Origin of the sequence: Paenibacillus amylolyticus, assembly GCF_001570725.1 — a bacterium.
GTDB classification, from domain to species: Bacteria; Bacillota; Bacilli; order Paenibacillales; family Paenibacillaceae; genus Paenibacillus; species Paenibacillus amylolyticus_A.
Genome location: NZ_BCNV01000007.1, coordinates 36564 through 53712, shown reverse-complemented (window position 1 = coordinate 53712; position 17149 = coordinate 36564). Strand labels below are relative to the sequence as shown.

Annotated in this window: 14 protein-coding genes; 8 read left to right on the top strand and 6 right to left on the bottom strand. The window is 46.7% G+C overall.

Annotated features, from left to right (window positions below):
• Window positions 1–42: 42 nt before the first annotated feature.
• Entirely contained in the window at window positions 43–621 is a 579-nt protein-coding gene (locus tag PAHA3_RS25080) for a TetR/AcrR family transcriptional regulator (RefSeq protein WP_062837398.1), read from the bottom strand.
• A 305-nt stretch (window positions 622–926) separates the two neighbouring features.
• Between PAHA3_RS25080 and PAHA3_RS25075 the strand changes: the two genes are divergently transcribed.
• A complete protein-coding gene (locus tag PAHA3_RS25075) occupies window positions 927–1289 on the top strand; it encodes a hypothetical protein (RefSeq protein ID WP_062837397.1) in 363 nt (120 codons plus the stop codon).
• Between the two features lie 231 nt (window positions 1290–1520).
• On the opposite strand, the gene PAHA3_RS25070 is transcribed toward PAHA3_RS25075, so the two are convergent.
• A complete protein-coding gene (locus tag PAHA3_RS25070) occupies window positions 1521–3257 on the bottom strand; it encodes a methyl-accepting chemotaxis protein (protein WP_062837558.1) in 1737 nt (578 codons plus the stop codon).
• Between the two features lie 470 nt (window positions 3258–3727).
• Here PAHA3_RS25070 and PAHA3_RS25065 point away from each other — a divergent pair, with 470 nt between their 5' ends.
• Window positions 3728–5731 carry a CotH kinase family protein gene (locus PAHA3_RS25065; RefSeq protein ID WP_062837396.1) on the top strand — a complete coding sequence of 668 codons (2004 nt, stop codon included), beginning with the start codon at window positions 3728–3730 and terminating at the stop codon, window positions 5729–5731.
• 91 nt (window positions 5732–5822) lie between these two features.
• On the opposite strand, the gene PAHA3_RS25060 is transcribed toward PAHA3_RS25065, so the two are convergent.
• Both PAHA3_RS25060 and PAHA3_RS25055 read right to left on the bottom strand, forming a co-directional pair.
• On the bottom strand, window positions 5823–6764 hold the full coding sequence (locus PAHA3_RS25060) for an NADP-dependent oxidoreductase (RefSeq protein ID WP_062837395.1): 942 nt from the start codon (window positions 6762–6764) through the stop codon (window positions 5823–5825).
• Between the two features lie 28 nt (window positions 6765–6792).
• A complete protein-coding gene (locus tag PAHA3_RS25055; protein WP_062837394.1) occupies window positions 6793–7290 on the bottom strand; it encodes a MarR family winged helix-turn-helix transcriptional regulator in 498 nt (165 codons plus the stop codon).
• A gap of 366 nt (window positions 7291–7656) precedes the next feature.
• Here PAHA3_RS25055 and PAHA3_RS25050 point away from each other — a divergent pair, with 366 nt between their 5' ends.
• Entirely contained in the window at window positions 7657–9336 is a 1680-nt protein-coding gene (locus PAHA3_RS25050; RefSeq protein ID WP_235599564.1) for a methyl-accepting chemotaxis protein, read from the top strand.
• A gap of 34 nt (window positions 9337–9370) precedes the next feature.
• Window positions 9371–10015 carry a Vat family streptogramin A O-acetyltransferase gene (locus tag PAHA3_RS25045; RefSeq protein ID WP_062837392.1) on the top strand — a complete coding sequence of 215 codons (645 nt, stop codon included), beginning with the start codon at window positions 9371–9373 and terminating at the stop codon, window positions 10013–10015.
• Window positions 10016–10345: 330 nt separating this feature from the next.
• Here PAHA3_RS25045 and PAHA3_RS25040 read toward each other — a convergent pair whose 3' ends face one another.
• Window positions 10346–10618, bottom strand: a complete 273-nt coding sequence (locus tag PAHA3_RS25040) for an HU family DNA-binding protein (RefSeq protein ID WP_036606368.1) — start codon at window positions 10616–10618, stop codon at window positions 10346–10348.
• Between the two features lie 105 nt (window positions 10619–10723).
• Window positions 10724–10924 carry a cold-shock protein gene (locus tag PAHA3_RS25035; RefSeq protein WP_017690333.1) on the bottom strand — a complete coding sequence of 67 codons (201 nt, stop codon included), beginning with the start codon at window positions 10922–10924 and terminating at the stop codon, window positions 10724–10726.
• Window positions 10925–11092: 168 nt separating this feature from the next.
• On the opposite strand from PAHA3_RS25035, the gene PAHA3_RS25030 reads away from it, so the two are divergent.
• The 4 genes from PAHA3_RS25030 to PAHA3_RS25015 all read left to right on the top strand — a co-directional run bounded on the left by PAHA3_RS25030 (window position 11093) and on the right by PAHA3_RS25015 (window position 17036).
• The gene (locus PAHA3_RS25030; RefSeq protein ID WP_062837391.1) at window positions 11093–11983 is read left to right on the top strand and encodes a tyrosine-type recombinase/integrase; all 891 of its coding nucleotides are present in this window, start codon (window positions 11093–11095) and stop codon (window positions 11981–11983) included.
• Between the two features lie 349 nt (window positions 11984–12332).
• Entirely contained in the window at window positions 12333–14066 is a 1734-nt protein-coding gene (locus tag PAHA3_RS25025) for a response regulator transcription factor (protein ID WP_062837390.1), read from the top strand.
• On the top strand, window positions 14063–15886 hold the full coding sequence (locus PAHA3_RS25020; RefSeq protein ID WP_082762997.1) for a cache domain-containing sensor histidine kinase: 1824 nt from the start codon (window positions 14063–14065) through the stop codon (window positions 15884–15886). Before PAHA3_RS25025 ends, PAHA3_RS25020 begins: the two co-directional genes overlap by 4 nt.
• On the top strand, window positions 15867–17036 hold the full coding sequence (locus PAHA3_RS25015) for a substrate-binding domain-containing protein (protein ID WP_062837389.1): 1170 nt from the start codon (window positions 15867–15869) through the stop codon (window positions 17034–17036). Before PAHA3_RS25020 ends, PAHA3_RS25015 begins: the two co-directional genes overlap by 20 nt.
• The last annotated feature ends 113 nt before the right edge of the window (window positions 17037–17149 follow it).

Below are 17149 nucleotides of genomic sequence, written 5' to 3'. Positions count from 1 at the left end.
GTTCTATCTCTATTATGTTTTGAATCTTGTACATGCCTCTCTCTAGGTGGGGGATAAGCCATTCTTGAGAAAGAGGCCTACAAAATCCTTGATCTGATCCTTGTGCAGCGTAGGATGCGCTTTGTTCCAATCTGAGGTTAAGGTGACATACAGCTTCAGCAGGACAAAAGAAACCAACTTGGGATCATCCCTGCGAATCTGCTCTAATTCCATGGCACGGCTGACCTGACGCTCCAGATATTCGAGAATGGCTGTCTCTACTTTCTGCAAACCTTCCTTGGCTTGCGGCGTACCGAACTCGTTGACCTCCTGAAAGAGCTTGATCAACAGCTCATGTTCCTCCCGGTACTCCAGCAAAGAATCCATACTCATATGCACGTTATCCAGAAAGGAGTTCTCTTCCTTCACCGTCTGCTCTGTAATCTGTCTCATATCCGCAATGATTGAGCGCAGAATCTCGCTGAACAGTTCTTCTTTATTTTCGAAAAAAGTATAGATCGTTCCCTTGCCCACATTGGCAAGTCTAGCAACCTGCTCCATCGTTGTGGCCTTGTAGCCAAACAGGGCAAAGGATTTCTCGGCAGAGTCCATCACCTGTTGCCTTCGATCTATCGTTTTCATCGCATATACACCTCCTTGTAGGTTGAAAGGATAATGGTAAGGTAAACCTCAGGTTGACCAAATTACTATTATGGTCAGTTGGTCGTTAATAACTGTAGCACTTGAACAGGGAAGATGGATGTGATCATTGTCATTGTGTGGGCCGAGAAATGAAAAAAAAAAGTAAGTAGAGAAATTACGGAATAGGGGTTTCTATTATATGGAAAGGTGTCGAATGTATCAGTAATAGAGGTGAATCGCTATAATAGCAAAAGGGTAGCGAAGGAGCAGTGGATTTGAAAATTCAACAAGAATGAGGAATATGTATGGAACACGTTTTATGGACGATCTATCTTGGATTGCTGGGCACAGCATCACTCTCGTATCTTATTAAAGGAAAGTATAAGACAAAACTTAGCAAAATCGATTTTGTCGTATCTGTCATGACATGGATAGGGCTGCTAGGATATGTTACGGAAACAGCTATTTTAAATCCTTCTTTGTGGAAATTTATTACCGTGGCAGCTTTGTTATGGGATGTATTATTCGCAATGCTTTTAAAGGATAACGAGGGGGAAGAGATTTTTGATGGATTACCGATCATGACGAGGAGAGTTTGGATGTTGATAACACTAGTTATCGCGATTGGACCTTTATACTATGGGCTGTTTAGATATGCTTTCTCTTAAGATGAGAATATTCTAATATTTTATGAAGATAGCTGGTATTCGGAAAAAGTTGAAATCACCCTCACGTCAGAACAGGTTCAACAACTTTCCGATGGTGAGGTCAACGTTGTTCTAAAAAAACAAAACACCTGATAACAATAAAAAAAACCAAGGCCTCGAGTGTAATCACTCATGAGCCTTGGTTTTTTATTGGCATTACATGTAATGTATTAACGATTCTTCAACGCTATCTTAGATTTCCTTTACCTTGAAGAACGAGATTAACTCCTGCAACTGCTCAGATACTTCCGCCAGTTCGTCAGAGGCACTGACGATTGAAGCCATGGAGGCTTCTTGTTCAGCAACGGATTGTTCGATGCGTTTCGTGCTGTTCGCCGCCTTGCTGACATTTGCGGATAATTCATCCGCGGTAGCGGACATTTCTTGAGTGCTTGCAGAGATCTCTTCAGTAGAGCTGGAGATATCCTGAATCTGGTTCGCCACCTTATTTGTCGCATTCAAAATGTTTTCGAAGAATACGCCAGTCTCTTGCGTAACTTCCAAGCCTTTCGTTACTTCCTGAGAGCCCAAATGCATGGCTTCGGAAGACTGCACGATATCCCGCTGAATTTCCTCAATCAACTGTCGGATTTGCTTCGCTGATTCCTGGGATTGCTCTGCCAGGTTACGTACCTCGCCTGCAACAACGGCAAAACCTCTGCCTTCTTCACCTGCGCGGGCCGCCTCAATCGATGCGTTGAGCGCCAGCAAATTGGTTTGTCCGGCTATCTCCGTGATCAGATTGACAATGTTGCTAATCTGGTTCGAGTTATTTTCCAAAGACTGAATCGAGTTTGACGTATTTTGCACCGCACCTGAGATCAGACGCATCTGCTCAATAACTTGCTGCATAACCACATTACCTGTACTGGAACGTTGCTCCATACTGAGCGCTTCGTCAGCCACATCGGCTGAACTGCTCGCAATCGTCTGCACTACCGTTGACATCTCTGTCATGGCGCGTGCGTTCTCCACGGTGGCTTTGTCCTGAGATACCAAGCCAGTGGATATTTCACGAATATTATTACTGATGGATTGAATATTATCGTTGTTTTTCGCTGAAATCTCCAATAGTTGTTTAGACGAATTCGAGAGGTGAGTGGATGTGCTTTGCACCTTGAACATCGTCGTGTTAAATCGCTCGATCATGGCATTGAACTTCTCGTTAATGATACCCAGATCATCCCGGCCTGTTTGAATGGTAACATTCAGATTACCTGTACTGACTTCTTCAATACCTTTCATCAGGTTCCGAATTGGCAGCAACGTTCTTTTTAGCAAAATAAATTGCAGCACCATGAACAGGATCAGGAAACCGACAAGGAACATCAATCCATACGTAAGCAATTCATTAAGTCCTTTTGGAACGGCACTTGCATCGACATCGAAGAATAGAGCAGCGTACATGGAGCCATCTGCGTTATTAATCGGATAGATTAGTGTAGTCCAAGTTCCGTACTCATCGGTGTAGAAATCACTGAAGGCAGGTTCTCCGTCTTCTTTCATCTGTTCCAGCACCACAACGTTATTCTCGGGCAGCGGGTACATGGCACCTGCGGGCAGATTACCTTCCTCGAATGGTTGCAACAGGTTCGTTGGAATCGCGATGATGGACGTTCCATTTCCTTGCTCAAGTTCTGAACCGAAAATGTACGCCTGTGCGATGTTTGGATAGAACTCATGGATGGAATCGAGATAAGCTTTCATTTCCTGCTGTACAGGACCGGTGTAGCTTTTTTCACTGGCGGCTTGAGCGACTTTGGCCGTGTCCAGATCATCGTACCATTTCTGGGTGATGACGGTGGCCTGGTCGTGCAGCTGTTCAACCAGAATGTTCTTTTGCAGCTGGTAAGCCACGGTAATCAGGATAATACCAATTAAGGTAATGCTACCGAAAGAGATCACCAGATTTTTAACAAAGAAAGGCATGGTACTCCAGCGAAGCTTATTAAACAAGGTTGTTCACTCCTTCTACGATTGTGACAAGGACTTATCCTGGGCGTTGTACACGCTATGTAATTGTGGATCAAATGCTGTAGAATCGTTTCCTATATATTGTGTCTAATCAAATTCTCTATTGCTTCTGAAAAGCTTTTTCATCATGTCTTTTAATATTCACGTATATGAACTCCAGGTAAGTTCACTCCTTAGTTATATCGTTATTTCGACAAATTAATGTTAGATATTTCAAATAAAATAGGTCTTATGAACCGGTTCTGCAGGATTATATTGCGTTTTTACATGGCTCCACGTATGTCGATGAAGTCTTCTTTTGCACAACGCTTCTCGGGTGTTTATTGACGATGACTATCATTTAAGATTCACTAAAGGTTCGTCCTCTACCATGGTTACATAAGCCTCAGTTGCTTAACAGAAACCCAAGAAGGAGGATTCATCATTTGAATATTTTATTACGAAAAGTCGCAGTAACGGCATTGTCCGTGACGTTGGTAACGACATCTTTTGGCCTGATTGCAAGTCCGAATGCGGCATTTGCCGCAGAGAGTACAGCGACAACTACGAGTGCCGGCGTGACGCAGGCCTATGAATCGTTGTTCCAGACGGATAACGTCATTGATGTGAATGTAACGATTGATGATGCAGACTGGAAGAGCATGCTCGAAAGCCCGCTGGATAAGGATTATAAGAGTGTTAGTGTGGAAGTGGACGGCAACAAGCTGGACAACGTCGGTTTCTCAACCAAGGGGAATCTCACATTGAAAGCTGTAGCTTCGATGGAGGATTCGGACCGTTACAGCTTCAGACTGAAGTTTGATAAATACGACAAAACGCAAACGCTGCTTGGACTGGACAAAATGGTACTGAACAACAACTACGCCGATCCATCGTATATGCGTGAGGTACTTCATTACGAAGCACTTCGTAGCATCGGCATGGATGCACCGATGACGAACTATGTTAATTTGTACGTTAACGGCGAGCTTGTTGGTTTCTATACTGGTGTTGAAGCGGTGGATGACAGCTATCTGGAGCGCAACTACGGTGAGGATTACGAAGAAGGCGTCCTCTATGATACCGATGAGAAGAGTTATCTTCAATATGAAGAGGGAAGCGACTACAGTACAATCACCAAAGACTTGGGTACGGATAAGGACAAAGCCAAACTCAAAACCTTCATCCAAACGCTGAACGAGATGCCAGAAGGTGAAAAAGGCGATATCGAGAGTGTGCTGGACGTGGATTCGGCGCTTCAATATATTGCAGGGAACATGGTTTTCGGCAACTATGACAGCTATAACGGCGACAAAGGGCACAACTACATGCTCTACAGTGATGCCGATGGCAAGTTCACGGTTGTTCCTTGGGACTTCAACATGTCCTTCAACGGGTACTCGGGTGGAGGCGGACGCGGCACAACGACCGGATCAACCACGACCAACACCAATGCAACGAATGTATCTGTGGACGAGCCTGTATTGGGCATTAGCATGGAAAATGTACCGATGATTAACAACCTGCTTGCTGTGCCGGAGTATAAGGAAAAATATTTGAGCTACGTCAATGAACTGACGGATTATATGGAAGGCATTCAGGATCGTATCACTGGCCTTGCCGATGAAATTCGTCCTTATGTGGAAGCAGATCCAACGAAATTTTATACGACAGAACAGTTCGAATCCAACATCGCTTATTCTGCAAACGCAGACGCAGCAGGTGGTATGGGCGGAACACCCCCAGAAGGATTTGAAGGCATGACCCCACCCGAAGGCATGGAAGGTATGACGCCTCCTGAAGGCTTCGAAGGAATGACACCTCCAGATGGAACAACACCTCCGACTCAGCCGGGTGCCACAACTGGAAACGGTGCAACAAATGCAACAACGGGTACAGACAATACGCAGACACGCCCTGGCGGTAACTTTGGCGGCGGTGGAGGCGGAGGCATGGGCTCTATGGCTGCCGGATCACTGACGACATTTGCACTGAACCGTCTAGCGAATCTGCAAGAGCAACTTGGACGTGAAGTGACACCTTTGCCTGAGACTTCGGAAGAAACTGGTTCGAATACTTCATCCGGAGCAACGGACAAAACCATTACGGTGACACTCGATGGTAAATCGATTACATTCCCGGATCAGGACCCGCTGCAGCAAAGTGGCCGAGTAATGGTACCTGTGAATGCAATCCTCGAAGCAATGGGGGCAGAAGTAACTTGGGACAAAACGGCGAAGACGGTAACAGCCGTTCTGAATGACCAAACCCTTGTGCTCAAGATCGGAAGCAGCACCGCAACCGTAAATGGGGAGACACTCGAAATTGATGCACCAGCGATTATTGAAAACAGTCGTACACTCGTGCCTGTACGCTTCATCTCAGAAGGACTGGGATTGACCGTGGATTGGGATCAAACCGCTGCACAAGTAAGCCTTACATCCAAATAAGATCTATCTCCGAAGAGCAACGTTTTTGCTCGGAAAAAAAGAGAAGGGATTCGATGGTCAGATCGAATCCCTTTTTGCTGTGTTTTTCAGGTTAGACGGAGCGAACATCTAGCAAAATTCGGCCACGTCCATGTCTGGACTCACTTTTGGCATGCGCTTGATTAGCTTCACTTAGAGGAAAGATGGAATCAATCTCTGAACGAAGGGAACCCTCAGCCATAAGCTGAGCGATCGTGTAGAGATCCTCGGATGTCGGAAATTTGGAATTAAACTTGACGGTAACGCCATACTGCGCTGCTTTTTCGGCAGAAGGCAGTTGAGTCAACGATACCAGTTTTCCCCCACGTTTTAGAACACCCCATGAGCGATCTTCGATCTCTCCACCAACAGCTTCAACAACGAGATCAACATGGCTTACCAGCTCTTCAAATAAGGTTGTCTTGTAATCAATCACTTGATCAGCACCCAGTGAAGCAACAAAGTCAACATTAGCACCAGATGCGGTAGCAATAACGTGAGCACCTTTCCATTTGGCTAGCTGTACTGCGTATTGTCCAACACCACCCGCAGCAGCATGGATCAGCACCGTGTGTCCGGCTTCCAGCTCACCCTCAGTGAACAATGCTTTCCATGCAGCTTCGGCTCCGCCTTTGATGGTCGCAGCATCCTCAAAACTCAGATCGTCTGGCAGATGCACCAAATCCTGAGCAGGAGCCACACCATACTCGGCATAACTTCCGTTCACATTACCAAAAACGCGATCTCCCGGCTGGAAGGAATCGACACCTTCTCCCACGGATTCGACGATGCCAGACATGGCCGTTCCGGGTGTATAAGGTAGCCTTTTGACAAATACGTCCTGCAACCAGCCGTTACGAATCTTCCAGTCCAGCGGAATGGCTCCGGCATACTGAATGCGTACCAAAACTTCTCCGGCAGCTGGCTCGGGTATATGGACTTCCTGTTCGAACTGTAATGTCTCTGGACCCCCGTATTGATGAATTTGAATAGCTTTCATTTTGGATGTATGCATTGTGTACTCGCTCCATTCGTTAAGGGATTTAGGATGAAAATGAATCAATCTGTGCAGCAATTTTCTGTGAAAGAGATAACAGCAAGTTCTTCTCTTCATCGGATAGACCAGCTGTAGTAATCTGCTCCACTTGGCGCCATGCATTATTCACTTGATCCTCCAGTGCGCGTCCGGCTTCTGTCAGGGATACAATGGTGACTCGTCCATCTACTTTGGAGCGACTCCGAGTAACGAGACCGGCATCTTCCAAGCGACGAACAGACTTGGCTACAGTTGAATGGTCCAGACGAAGTGTGCGACCCAGAGAGTTTTGCGATTGGTGGTCTTGTGCATATAACTGCATCAGCATAATCTCTTGACCGGGAAAAAGCCCGGTATCCCGGATCAATTGCGCAGCTAGACCCTTGTGAGAGCGTGCCAGAGTAAAAATGCTAAAACTGATGGGGTAGTTCTCTACTGCGCTGAATTCCTCATTATTTAATTCATGGAGTTTATTATGTTGGTTGAAATCATCTTTGGCTGTCATAATGTACCTCAACTTTCTCATTTATGTTGTCGGCAACATAAATATAGCATTATAGTATGTGGTTGGCAACATATTTTAGAGGTAATATTTTTTGGTTCGTACTTATATGTGTATTATGACATATCTAATTTATCTTTCTAGGTTATTTAAATTTCCAGACAGAAGAACATTCTTACATGATTACGGAGAATGCGTAAAAGATTAGATTTCAACAGGCTATTTTTGTGATAAAAGTCACTGAAACATTATAAATATTGTGAACACTCCTACCGATAAGACTATAGTGATATTCGAAACAGAATCGAAATTGGCTTGAATATCCCCACAATTACATAGGGAAAAGGGTGGCTCACACACATGCGAAGCATGAGCATCGGTACCAAAATTAGTTTGATCGTTATCAGTATATTTATCGTCTTCTCCTCAGCCGTGGCGGTAAGTGTAATCATGGAGATGAGACAGGGGATTACGACATTTGCTACAGAGAAGGCGAAGCGTGATTTGGAGATGGCGAATCATATCATTACATATAAGCATCCAGGAGATTGGGCCATTAAGGACGGACAATTATTCAAAGGAGATACCGCGCTGGAAGGCAACTTTGAACTTGTAGATGAGATTGGAGAAGCATCCGGGGACACGGTGACGATCTTCCGAGGTGACGAACGTGTTGCTACGAATGTTATGGTGGACGGGGAACGCGCTGTCGGCACGAAGGTATCGGCAGAGGTCGCCCAGACCGTTTTGCAGCAAGGGGAAAAATACTTCGGTGAAGCCGTGGTTGTGGGTCAGAAATATCAGACGGCCTATGAACCAATCAAGAACGCGTCCGGAGAGATTATCGGGATTTTCTATGTAGGGGCGTCTCAATCGTTAATTGATGTGATTATCTCCTCGTTCCTCAAGACGTTCCTGATCGTATTCCTGCTTGCGATGTTGGTCGCTATTACCCTGATCCTGTTGTACGTTCGCAGGGTGAGAGTAAGAATTGAACGGGTATCCGTGGCGATTAAACGTGCGGGGACGGGCGATTTTACACAGCCGGTTGTGGACGACGTCCAAGACGAGATTGGCATGCTGGGCACGGGATACAATGAGATGAGAAGTAATCTGCAGGTTATCATTCAGGGTGGACTTCAGGCTGCGGAGAAAGCAGAGCATTCGACTGGGCTGCTACTGAAGATTGCGGATCAAACGTCCAAAGAATCGGCGCAGATTGCATCCTCTGTTGAACAAGTGGCACAGGGAGCCGAGAGTCAGACAATTAGTACGGAAGAAAATCTGCAGGCGATGGAAGAAGTGGCGATAGGCGTACAACGTATGGCAGACAAAGCATCCAGTATCTCGGAATCTGCATTGTATTCACGGAGGCAGGCAGAAACCGGAGGGGAAGCAGTGCAATTGACCGTTCGGCAGATGTCTACGATCGAAACCTCCGTGACCACAACGGATGAAGTCATTCGTATGCTGGAAGGGAAGTCGGCCCAGATTAGCCAGATGGTTACCACCATTCATGAGATCGCGAATCAGACGAATCTGCTTGCCCTCAATGCATCCATTGAAGCGGCAAGAGCCGGCGAGCATGGCAGAGGATTTGCTGTAGTATCTACTGAGGTGCGTAAGCTGGCTGAACAAGCGGGAGACTCTTCCGATCGTATTGAAGAACTGGTTCAAGCCATGGAGCAAGATATGAAGCAATCGCTATCGGCCATGTCGAGAGTGAAGGACGAAGTGCAGGAAGGACTACGCTTGACCCGTGAAACGGAACAAAACTTCAGCCTGATCCGGGATACGAACCTGCGTATTGCTACAGAGATTGAGGACATGGCTGCGACGAGTGAAGAGATGTCCGCAGGCGTGGAGCAGATTGTGGCTTCTGTCCATGAGATCGCTCGCCATGCGCAGACGGCTAGCACCAATTCACAACAGGCAGCGGGTTCTGTGCATGAACAGCTCAAGTCGGTAGAACAGATCAAGGCATCTGCGGCTATTTTGTCTGATGTGTCCACAGAACTGCAGACTTCACTTAGTCCGTTTAAGATTTAATATCTGTTACAATAGGGAAAAGGAGGGACTTCGTATGGCCCCTGATAAAACAAAACTTTTCCCGAACGAGAATATCCCTACGGTATGTTACATTCAAAACCTGCCGCCGCGTTCCAACGTGGACATCGGTGATTATACGTATTATAGCGATAACACGAATCCCCCAGAGCAGTTCTATGACCGGATACAGCATCATTATGACTTTATTGGTGATCGCCTGGTGATCGGCAATTTCTGTGCAATTGCGGAAGGTGTGACATTCATTATGAATGGCGCAAATCATCGGATGGAGGGCATGACGACTTATCCGTTCAACATTTTCGGTGGCGGATGGGAGCGCGTGACACCTACACTGGAGCAGCTTCCATATAAGGGGGATACGGTACTGGGGAACGATGTCTGGCTCGGACAACATGTGACGATCATGCCTGGTGTCACGATCGGAGATGGTGCGATTGTTGCCTCCAATTCAACCGTTGTGAAGGACATTGAACCGTATACGATTGTTGGTGGTAATCCAGCCAAGACTATCAAAAAGCGCTTTGATGAAGAAACGATTGCGCTCCTGCTGGAATTGAAGTGGTGGAATCAGGATGAGGAGTGGCTGGATACTCATCTGGAACGTCTTGTCTCTACATATGATTCCCAGACACTGCGCGAACTTCTGAACAGTAAGTAAGATAGGTGTGAAAAAGAAGATAAGAAAATGGCGGGTTCCTGACGGAGCCGGCTTCCAAGCAAATCAGGCCCTGGACCGTTTTGAGCGGATCAGGGCCTTCTGTTGTCCAAGATGAAATGTTAGTTTAGCGGGTGGGTGGTCGTAGTGTACAATCAGACGTTGTTGATGATGGGGGCTTAGAATGAGTGTGATCTTCTGTATGATCCGGGTTGGTCTGCTTACCTGAATAAAAGTTAATGATATCATCAACGGTAGTAAACACGACATTTAAATCCATATTATCATTGTGTGTTTGAATAAAAACCTCTTTTCAATGGGTTGTTGCGTTGTTTAATTTAAAGCTTCTTTCATGCTTAAGCCTGCTGTGAATACAGGAACTTTACCTGCAGGTAGTTGAATTTCTTTGCCTGTTTTGCGACTTCTTCCCGTTCTTGCTTCACGCTTTTGTACTTCAAATTTCCCGAATCCAACCAGTTGAACTTCTTTACCTTCTTTGAGAGCTTCGAGAATCGAGTCCAGTACAACGGTTACAGCTTTTTCAGCATTCTTCTTGGAGAAACCGCCAGCCTTGGCTACTTCTGTGATCAATTGTTCTTTATCCATGGGGAAAACCTCGCTTTCATTCTTGGGATGTGAAATCTTTTCTTTAACTGTGCGACATATGTGTAAATAAAAAGCTGCCTTATTAATAAGGCAGCTTTCATATAATTAAAGTTTAGTAACGTTCTCAGCTTGTGGTCCACGGTTACCTTGAGTTACTTCAAATTGAACGCGTTGACCTTCGTCCAAAGATTTGTAACCTTCACCTTGAATTGCACTGAAATGAACGAATACGTCTGTTCCTTCTTCAGTTTCGATAAAGCCGAATCCTTTATCCGCGTTGAACCATTTAACTGTACCTGTTTGCATGTGATTCCTCCAAAAAATAAGTTTTTAGCCGATCATTATGACGAGTATAAATTAAAATTGACACTCACCTGGTGCATTTAAACCACAGACTTGATGTCCGCTAATGTATCGATTAATATGATAATACCATGTCCGCTAATATAAGTCAAGATTTGGAGGTATTTTCTAATGAATCAGTCATCAGGGATTTCGGTGCAGCGGGAACCGACGATAGAGGAATTCGTACATATGCTTGCCAATGAGGGAGATTTGCATCCCAAAACCGTGAAGGAATACGCAAGTGATCTGAAGCACTTTATCGAATGGTACAAGGAAAGCACCATGCTCGGCGAAGAATTCGCACTTCGAATTGAAGATGTGGATACACCCACCTTAGTCAATTATCGTGAAGATGCACACAAAGTTATGCTATTGAAGCCGGCTACCATTAACCGGAGATTAATTACGTTGAAACGTTTTTTCAAATGGGCTGTCTTGGAATCAAGGCTCAGTCAGGATCCTTCCAAAGCATTGAAATTCATTCCGGAAGACAAAGTCAGCCCACGCCGAATGACAGTCGAAGAAGAACAATCGTTCATCACGGCAGTGGAGTATGGGAACTCCCTTCGTGATCAGACCATCCTGACCCTTATGTTTCACACAGGCTTGCGGACGATGGAGGTATGCAACCTCACGCCTCAAGATATCGAGCTTGGTAGACGAAGTGGTCACCTGACAGTAAGAGCCGACAAGCGCAACGGGCAGCGAAAGATTCCTTTGAATATGCAGTGTGTTGTCATATTGAATCAGTATTTAGCCGGTCTGACTACCGATAGTTCTTACCTTTTTCCTTCAGAGAAGACAAATGATCGTTTAACAGAGAGAGCACTGCGCCATTTAATTAAAAAGGTAATGATTGCAGCAGGGCTGGAAGGACTGAGTTCACACGACCTGCGTCATCGTTTTGGCTACGCCATGGCAGAGCATACGCCGCTGCACCGTTTGGCGGAAATGATGGGACATACCAATCCTGATACGACAATGATTTATGTTAAAGCATTGAGTACAAATCACCGTTGAAACTAGAATGAAGGATTGAAATTATAATTAGAATCATAACTCCTCTTATTTAGAAGTACTTCGAAATTTTCCGTGTTTGTATTACTTTAACCTACCCTTAGCATTCATATACTATCCTTAACATGTTATATAGGAGACTGCCCGTCAGGGTTGCCTCACCTCTAATGAAGAAAGCGATTACATATCTCGTATAATATTGTATATTATGATGGCAACCTCGAGACGTATCATCAGGAGCACTTTGTATTTTTGCATAATCCCGTGAGCAATAGAAACCAAATGTTACACAGTGCTACATATTATTAATTGCTGGGGCAGAAGGCCTGTCATAAAAGGGAGGAATCCGATCGTGTACCGGGTACTGCTGGTGGATGATGAAGAAGATGTGCGCGAAGGATTGGTTGTAGAGGTCGATTGGGAAGCGCTCGATCTGCGGATAGTTGGTTTGGCGGAGAATGGGCGGGAAGCATTGGAGATGGCGGAACGGGTAGAGCCGGATATTGTGGTGACCGATATCAGCATGCCGTTCATGAATGGTCTGGAACTCGCCCAAAGATTGAGGAGACGCAATCCACTTGTGAAGGTGGTCATTTTGACTGGATATGATGAATTTGATTATGCCCGGCAAGCGATCTCCCTTAGTGTGGATGAATATCTGCTGAAGCCGTTCTCGGCAGGGCATCTCACGGAATTGCTTACAAGACTGCGCGCCCAGATGGCGGCTGAAGTCGCTGAGCGTGAAGATGTACAGCAACTGCGTGAGCACTATCACACCAGCTTGCCTTTACTACAGGCAGATCTGATGGCGACCTTGCTCCATCGGCAGAAATCCTCGACATATATTCATAGTAAAGCCAAACAATGCGGATTGGATCTGATAGGAGAACGCTATGGGGTGTCTGTATTGACACTGCACATGGATGGAGATGTACAGAAAGAGAAGCCAGAGGGCGTATTCAACGAGTCTCCACAGCGACATAACCAAGCAACATCTGAGGAAGCGGGTCAGTCTGAGATATTCAATCCCGGAGGTTCCTTGCGTCAATCTGAGGATGCTGAACTGAAACGCTTTGCTGCACTTAACATTGCGGCAGAAGTTTGGGCGGAGCATGGGGCTGGTCATGCCTTTATGCATCAGGAGACGATTGTCCTGCTCTATGTGGATCGCACGGGCGGTACAGATGGAGCGAAGCGGCAACAGAAGGCATTGGAAAATGTGATGCGCAGCATCAACCACTATTTACGTATCCCGGCTACGGTGGGCTCTGGTCAGATTGTGGATACACTCGCGGATGTGAATCATGCCTATGAAGATGCCCTGCTGGCGTTGGATTATCGGCTTGTGCCCGGGACGGATTCAATCATATACATTGCGGACGTAGAGCGACAGACGGCGGGCAAGCTGCGGTTCGACGAATTGAAGCAACAGACGCTGACACGATGCCTGAAGGCAGGTACACAAGCAGAGCTGGAGGAAGCACTGGCGATCATTTTCCGGGAAATTACCGTGGAACACGGGCGAAGTGATATTCAGCTCTATTTAATTGAAGTATTAACAACAGTATGGAAGGCAGCACAGGCATCAGGAGAAGCGATGGAAGACATCTTTGGTGCAGGGTTCCAGTTGTATGCGGATTTGTTCCGACTGCCGGGACTCACTGAGGCACAGAAGAAGGTACAGGAGGTCTGTCTACTCGTGCAACATCGCATTGCGAGCGGACGCCAGCATGTATACAAAGATATTGTTGAGCAGGCGTTAGTCTTCACCAAAGAGCATTATGCCGACCCGGATCTGTCCATTCAGAAGGTGTGCGGGCATTTGCACATCAGCTCCGGTTATTTTTGTGGCATTTTCAAAAAAGAGGTGCAACTTACCTTCCTGCAGTACCTGATGCAGATCCGAATGGAGGCAGCGCGTGAACTGCTTCGCTCGACTGAGCTGAAGTCGTTTCAGATTGCGGAGCAGGTGGGCTTTGCCGAACCGAATTATTTCAGTTTTTGTTTCAAAAAACATATTGGCGTCTCGCCCAAAGAATATCGTAAACAGGCTTCCCAGGCAGCAAATGAAGGTTCAATCCGATGAAGTTCTTGTCCAGATGGGTGAAGTTCTTGGGACTTCAATTGCGCTCTCGTCTGCGTTCGTCCAGAGTCAGCAGTATCCGGTTTATTATTACGTGGTCCTTTTCCGTTTTCATTGTCTTGGTGCTGACCATCATGGCGATGCTTCTGCATGACAAGTTCACGCAGGCTGCCGAGCGAAGTGCGGAACTGACGACGAGACAGATTGTGGATCAGGTCAGTTATAACCTGGAGGATTACGTCCGCAGTATGTCGCATCTATACCGTGCCATTGAGGAACACATGTTGCGTGACGGGACATGGGAAGGGGAACTGGTGGACAAACAGCTTGACACACTGCTCAGCAGTCGTGAAGATATCATCTCGATTACTCTACTTGATTCCACGGGGAAATTGCTCAAGAACCGACCTACAGCCGAATTAAAACCGAGTGCCCATGTGACACAACAAGGGTGGTTTCAGTCTGCACTTCGTGTGCCGGATCATCTGAGTTTCTCGTTACCTCATATTCAGAACATGTACACAGGCCCATATAAATGGGTCGTTTCCATGAGCAAAGGCATAACGATACGGCAAAATGGTCAGGATCGGCATGTTATCCTGCTGGTCGATATCAATTTCAAACAGATGGATGAACTGAGCCGTCGGGTAAGTCTGGGGCAACGAGGATACGTGTATATCATCGATGAGAGTGCGGGCAATATCGTGTACCATCCGCAGCAACAATTGATGTATATGGGACTTAAAAGCGAGAATATCGAACAGGCTTTAGTGGCTTCCGGCAGTTACGAAGATGAAGCAGATGGACAGAAAAGGCTGAATACCGTGAAGTCCGTTGCCAATATCGGGTGGAAAATCGTCGGTGTTGCCTATCTGGATGAGATTATGACAACGCGTCAGGAAGTGAACGGATATCTCATTCGTGTATTGGTCGTTGTACTGGTGCTGGTCATTCTCGTATCCCTGTTTCTTTCCTCCAGTCTGACTCGCCCCATCCGGCGAATGGAACGGAAGATGAAGGCAGTAGAGCGCGGGGATTTCAACGTGGAGTTGCCTATTGAAGGGCCGCTGGAAGTGGAACGTTTATCCCGTCGCTTCAACCTGATGGTCAATAAAATCCGAACCCTGATGGATGAGATCATCCACGAACAGGAACAGAAGCGGCGTCTGGAGCTGGAAGCCTTGCAGGCCCAGATTAATCCACATTTTTTGTACAATACGCTGAATTCCGTGGTTCGCATGGTAGGCATGAGCCGTAATGAGGAAGTGATCACGATGATCACGTCTCTTTCGCGCTTGTTCCGCATCAGTCTCAGTCAAGGTAAAACGATTATCACGATCAGGGAAGAGCTGGAGCATGCGCAGCATTATTTGACGATTCAGCAGATGAGGTTCAAGCGCAAATTCAACTTTACGATTAAGGCCGATGATACGCTCCTGGAATGCCTTACATTAAAGCTGGTGCTACAACCCCTGATTGAGAACGCCATTGTTCATGGCATCGAGTACCACATGGACGAGGGATGTATTGAAATCGATGTCTATCGCGAGGACAACAAGTTGGTGTTTCGTATTACAGATAATGGGGTCGGTATGACGGAAGAACAGATGGCAGGGTTATTAAGTGGCAGTCCGGTTGTCAAAAGCGGTGCAGGATCAGGCGTAGCGGTACGCAACGTACATGATCGAATTCGGCTTTATTACGGGGAGGCATACGGCCTTGAATTTGCAAGTGAGCTGGAGGAAGGCACCACGGTCTGGATGCGGATCCCCATTCAATCGCAGCAGAAGGAGGGCGAGCCTGATGACGGACAACCAAGTTAATAGGAATGATGCCGATCGCGTTGAAGGATTGAACATCGGTGCGTTTTTGAAAAAGGTTGGTGCGAGCTTCTCTGGAATTTGGAAACGTCGATTGTTAACTCTGACAGCAAACTGCTGTCTGCTGCTATGCGCTGCCTGTGGTCTATCGAGTCCCGATGCTACGGCAGTACCGCCACGTATCGCGCTGATTACGCCAGCTGGAACAGGGGAGCTTGCGGAAGCCATCCGGCTTGGTGCCGAAGCGGCTGCCAAAGAGAACGGGGCGGAACTGATGAACGTGGAGGCATACCCTTCCGATGGTAATATGTACACGCCTGCCATTGCGGACTCCGTGGGTAGTCAGTTACAGGTCAAGCAGGCCAATGCGGGCCATGGATCGTTGTCTCGCAGTATGCGGGAGCAGGCTCAGGTGGATGCCGCGGCATTGGCTCTGAAGCAGGGCGCATCAGCTCTATTAGTCGATCCTTTGAGCGAGAAGGCGCTTAGCGACATTGTTCAGGAGGCGCAGGCAATGAATTCAGATGGAGCCATCGTTCCGGTCATTGTGCTTAATGATGAATTTCCCGTGAAAGGCATCACCAGCGTGATCTCCATGGATAATGTGGAGGCTGGACGGCAGGCAGGGCAGGCCATGGCGGAGCTGTTGGAAGGGAAAGGGCGTGTTGCCTTGTTGGGTCCGGACCCTCTTAATTCTGGTTTGATTCAGAGAGAGCAGGGGGTTATGGAAGCCTTGGTCCAGTATCCTAATATTCAAGTGGAACCCAAATCGATATGTAACACCCGGGATGGATGTTGGCAGACTGCGAAGCAATTGCTGGATCAGCAGCAGGTGGATGGCTTCATTACTCTTCAGGAACCGGCTTCACTGGGAGCAGCCGATGAACTGAATCGACGTAAATCTGCGGACAAGGTAAGGATTGTTGGATTCGGCAGTGAACAACAGCAACTGGAGCAATTGCAAGAAGGGGTCTTCGATCATCTCATCGTCCAGAATGGATATAGTGCAGGTTATCTGGGGTTGAAGCAAGCCGTTGCGCGGCTGAAAAATCAACAGGTACAGGCTAGGGTCCTACTTGAGACGAAGCTGGTTAGCACCGACAATATGTTCTGGATGGATAACCAGAAGCTGCTGTTTCCTTTTGTACAATGAACCAATGCTGGAACGAGTGCCGAAACGAATGCTGAATGATGAAATTAATCCATTTTCTTAACTTGAGGAAGATTTCGATAAAACAGGTGAAGATATTGTATTCGAATTTAATG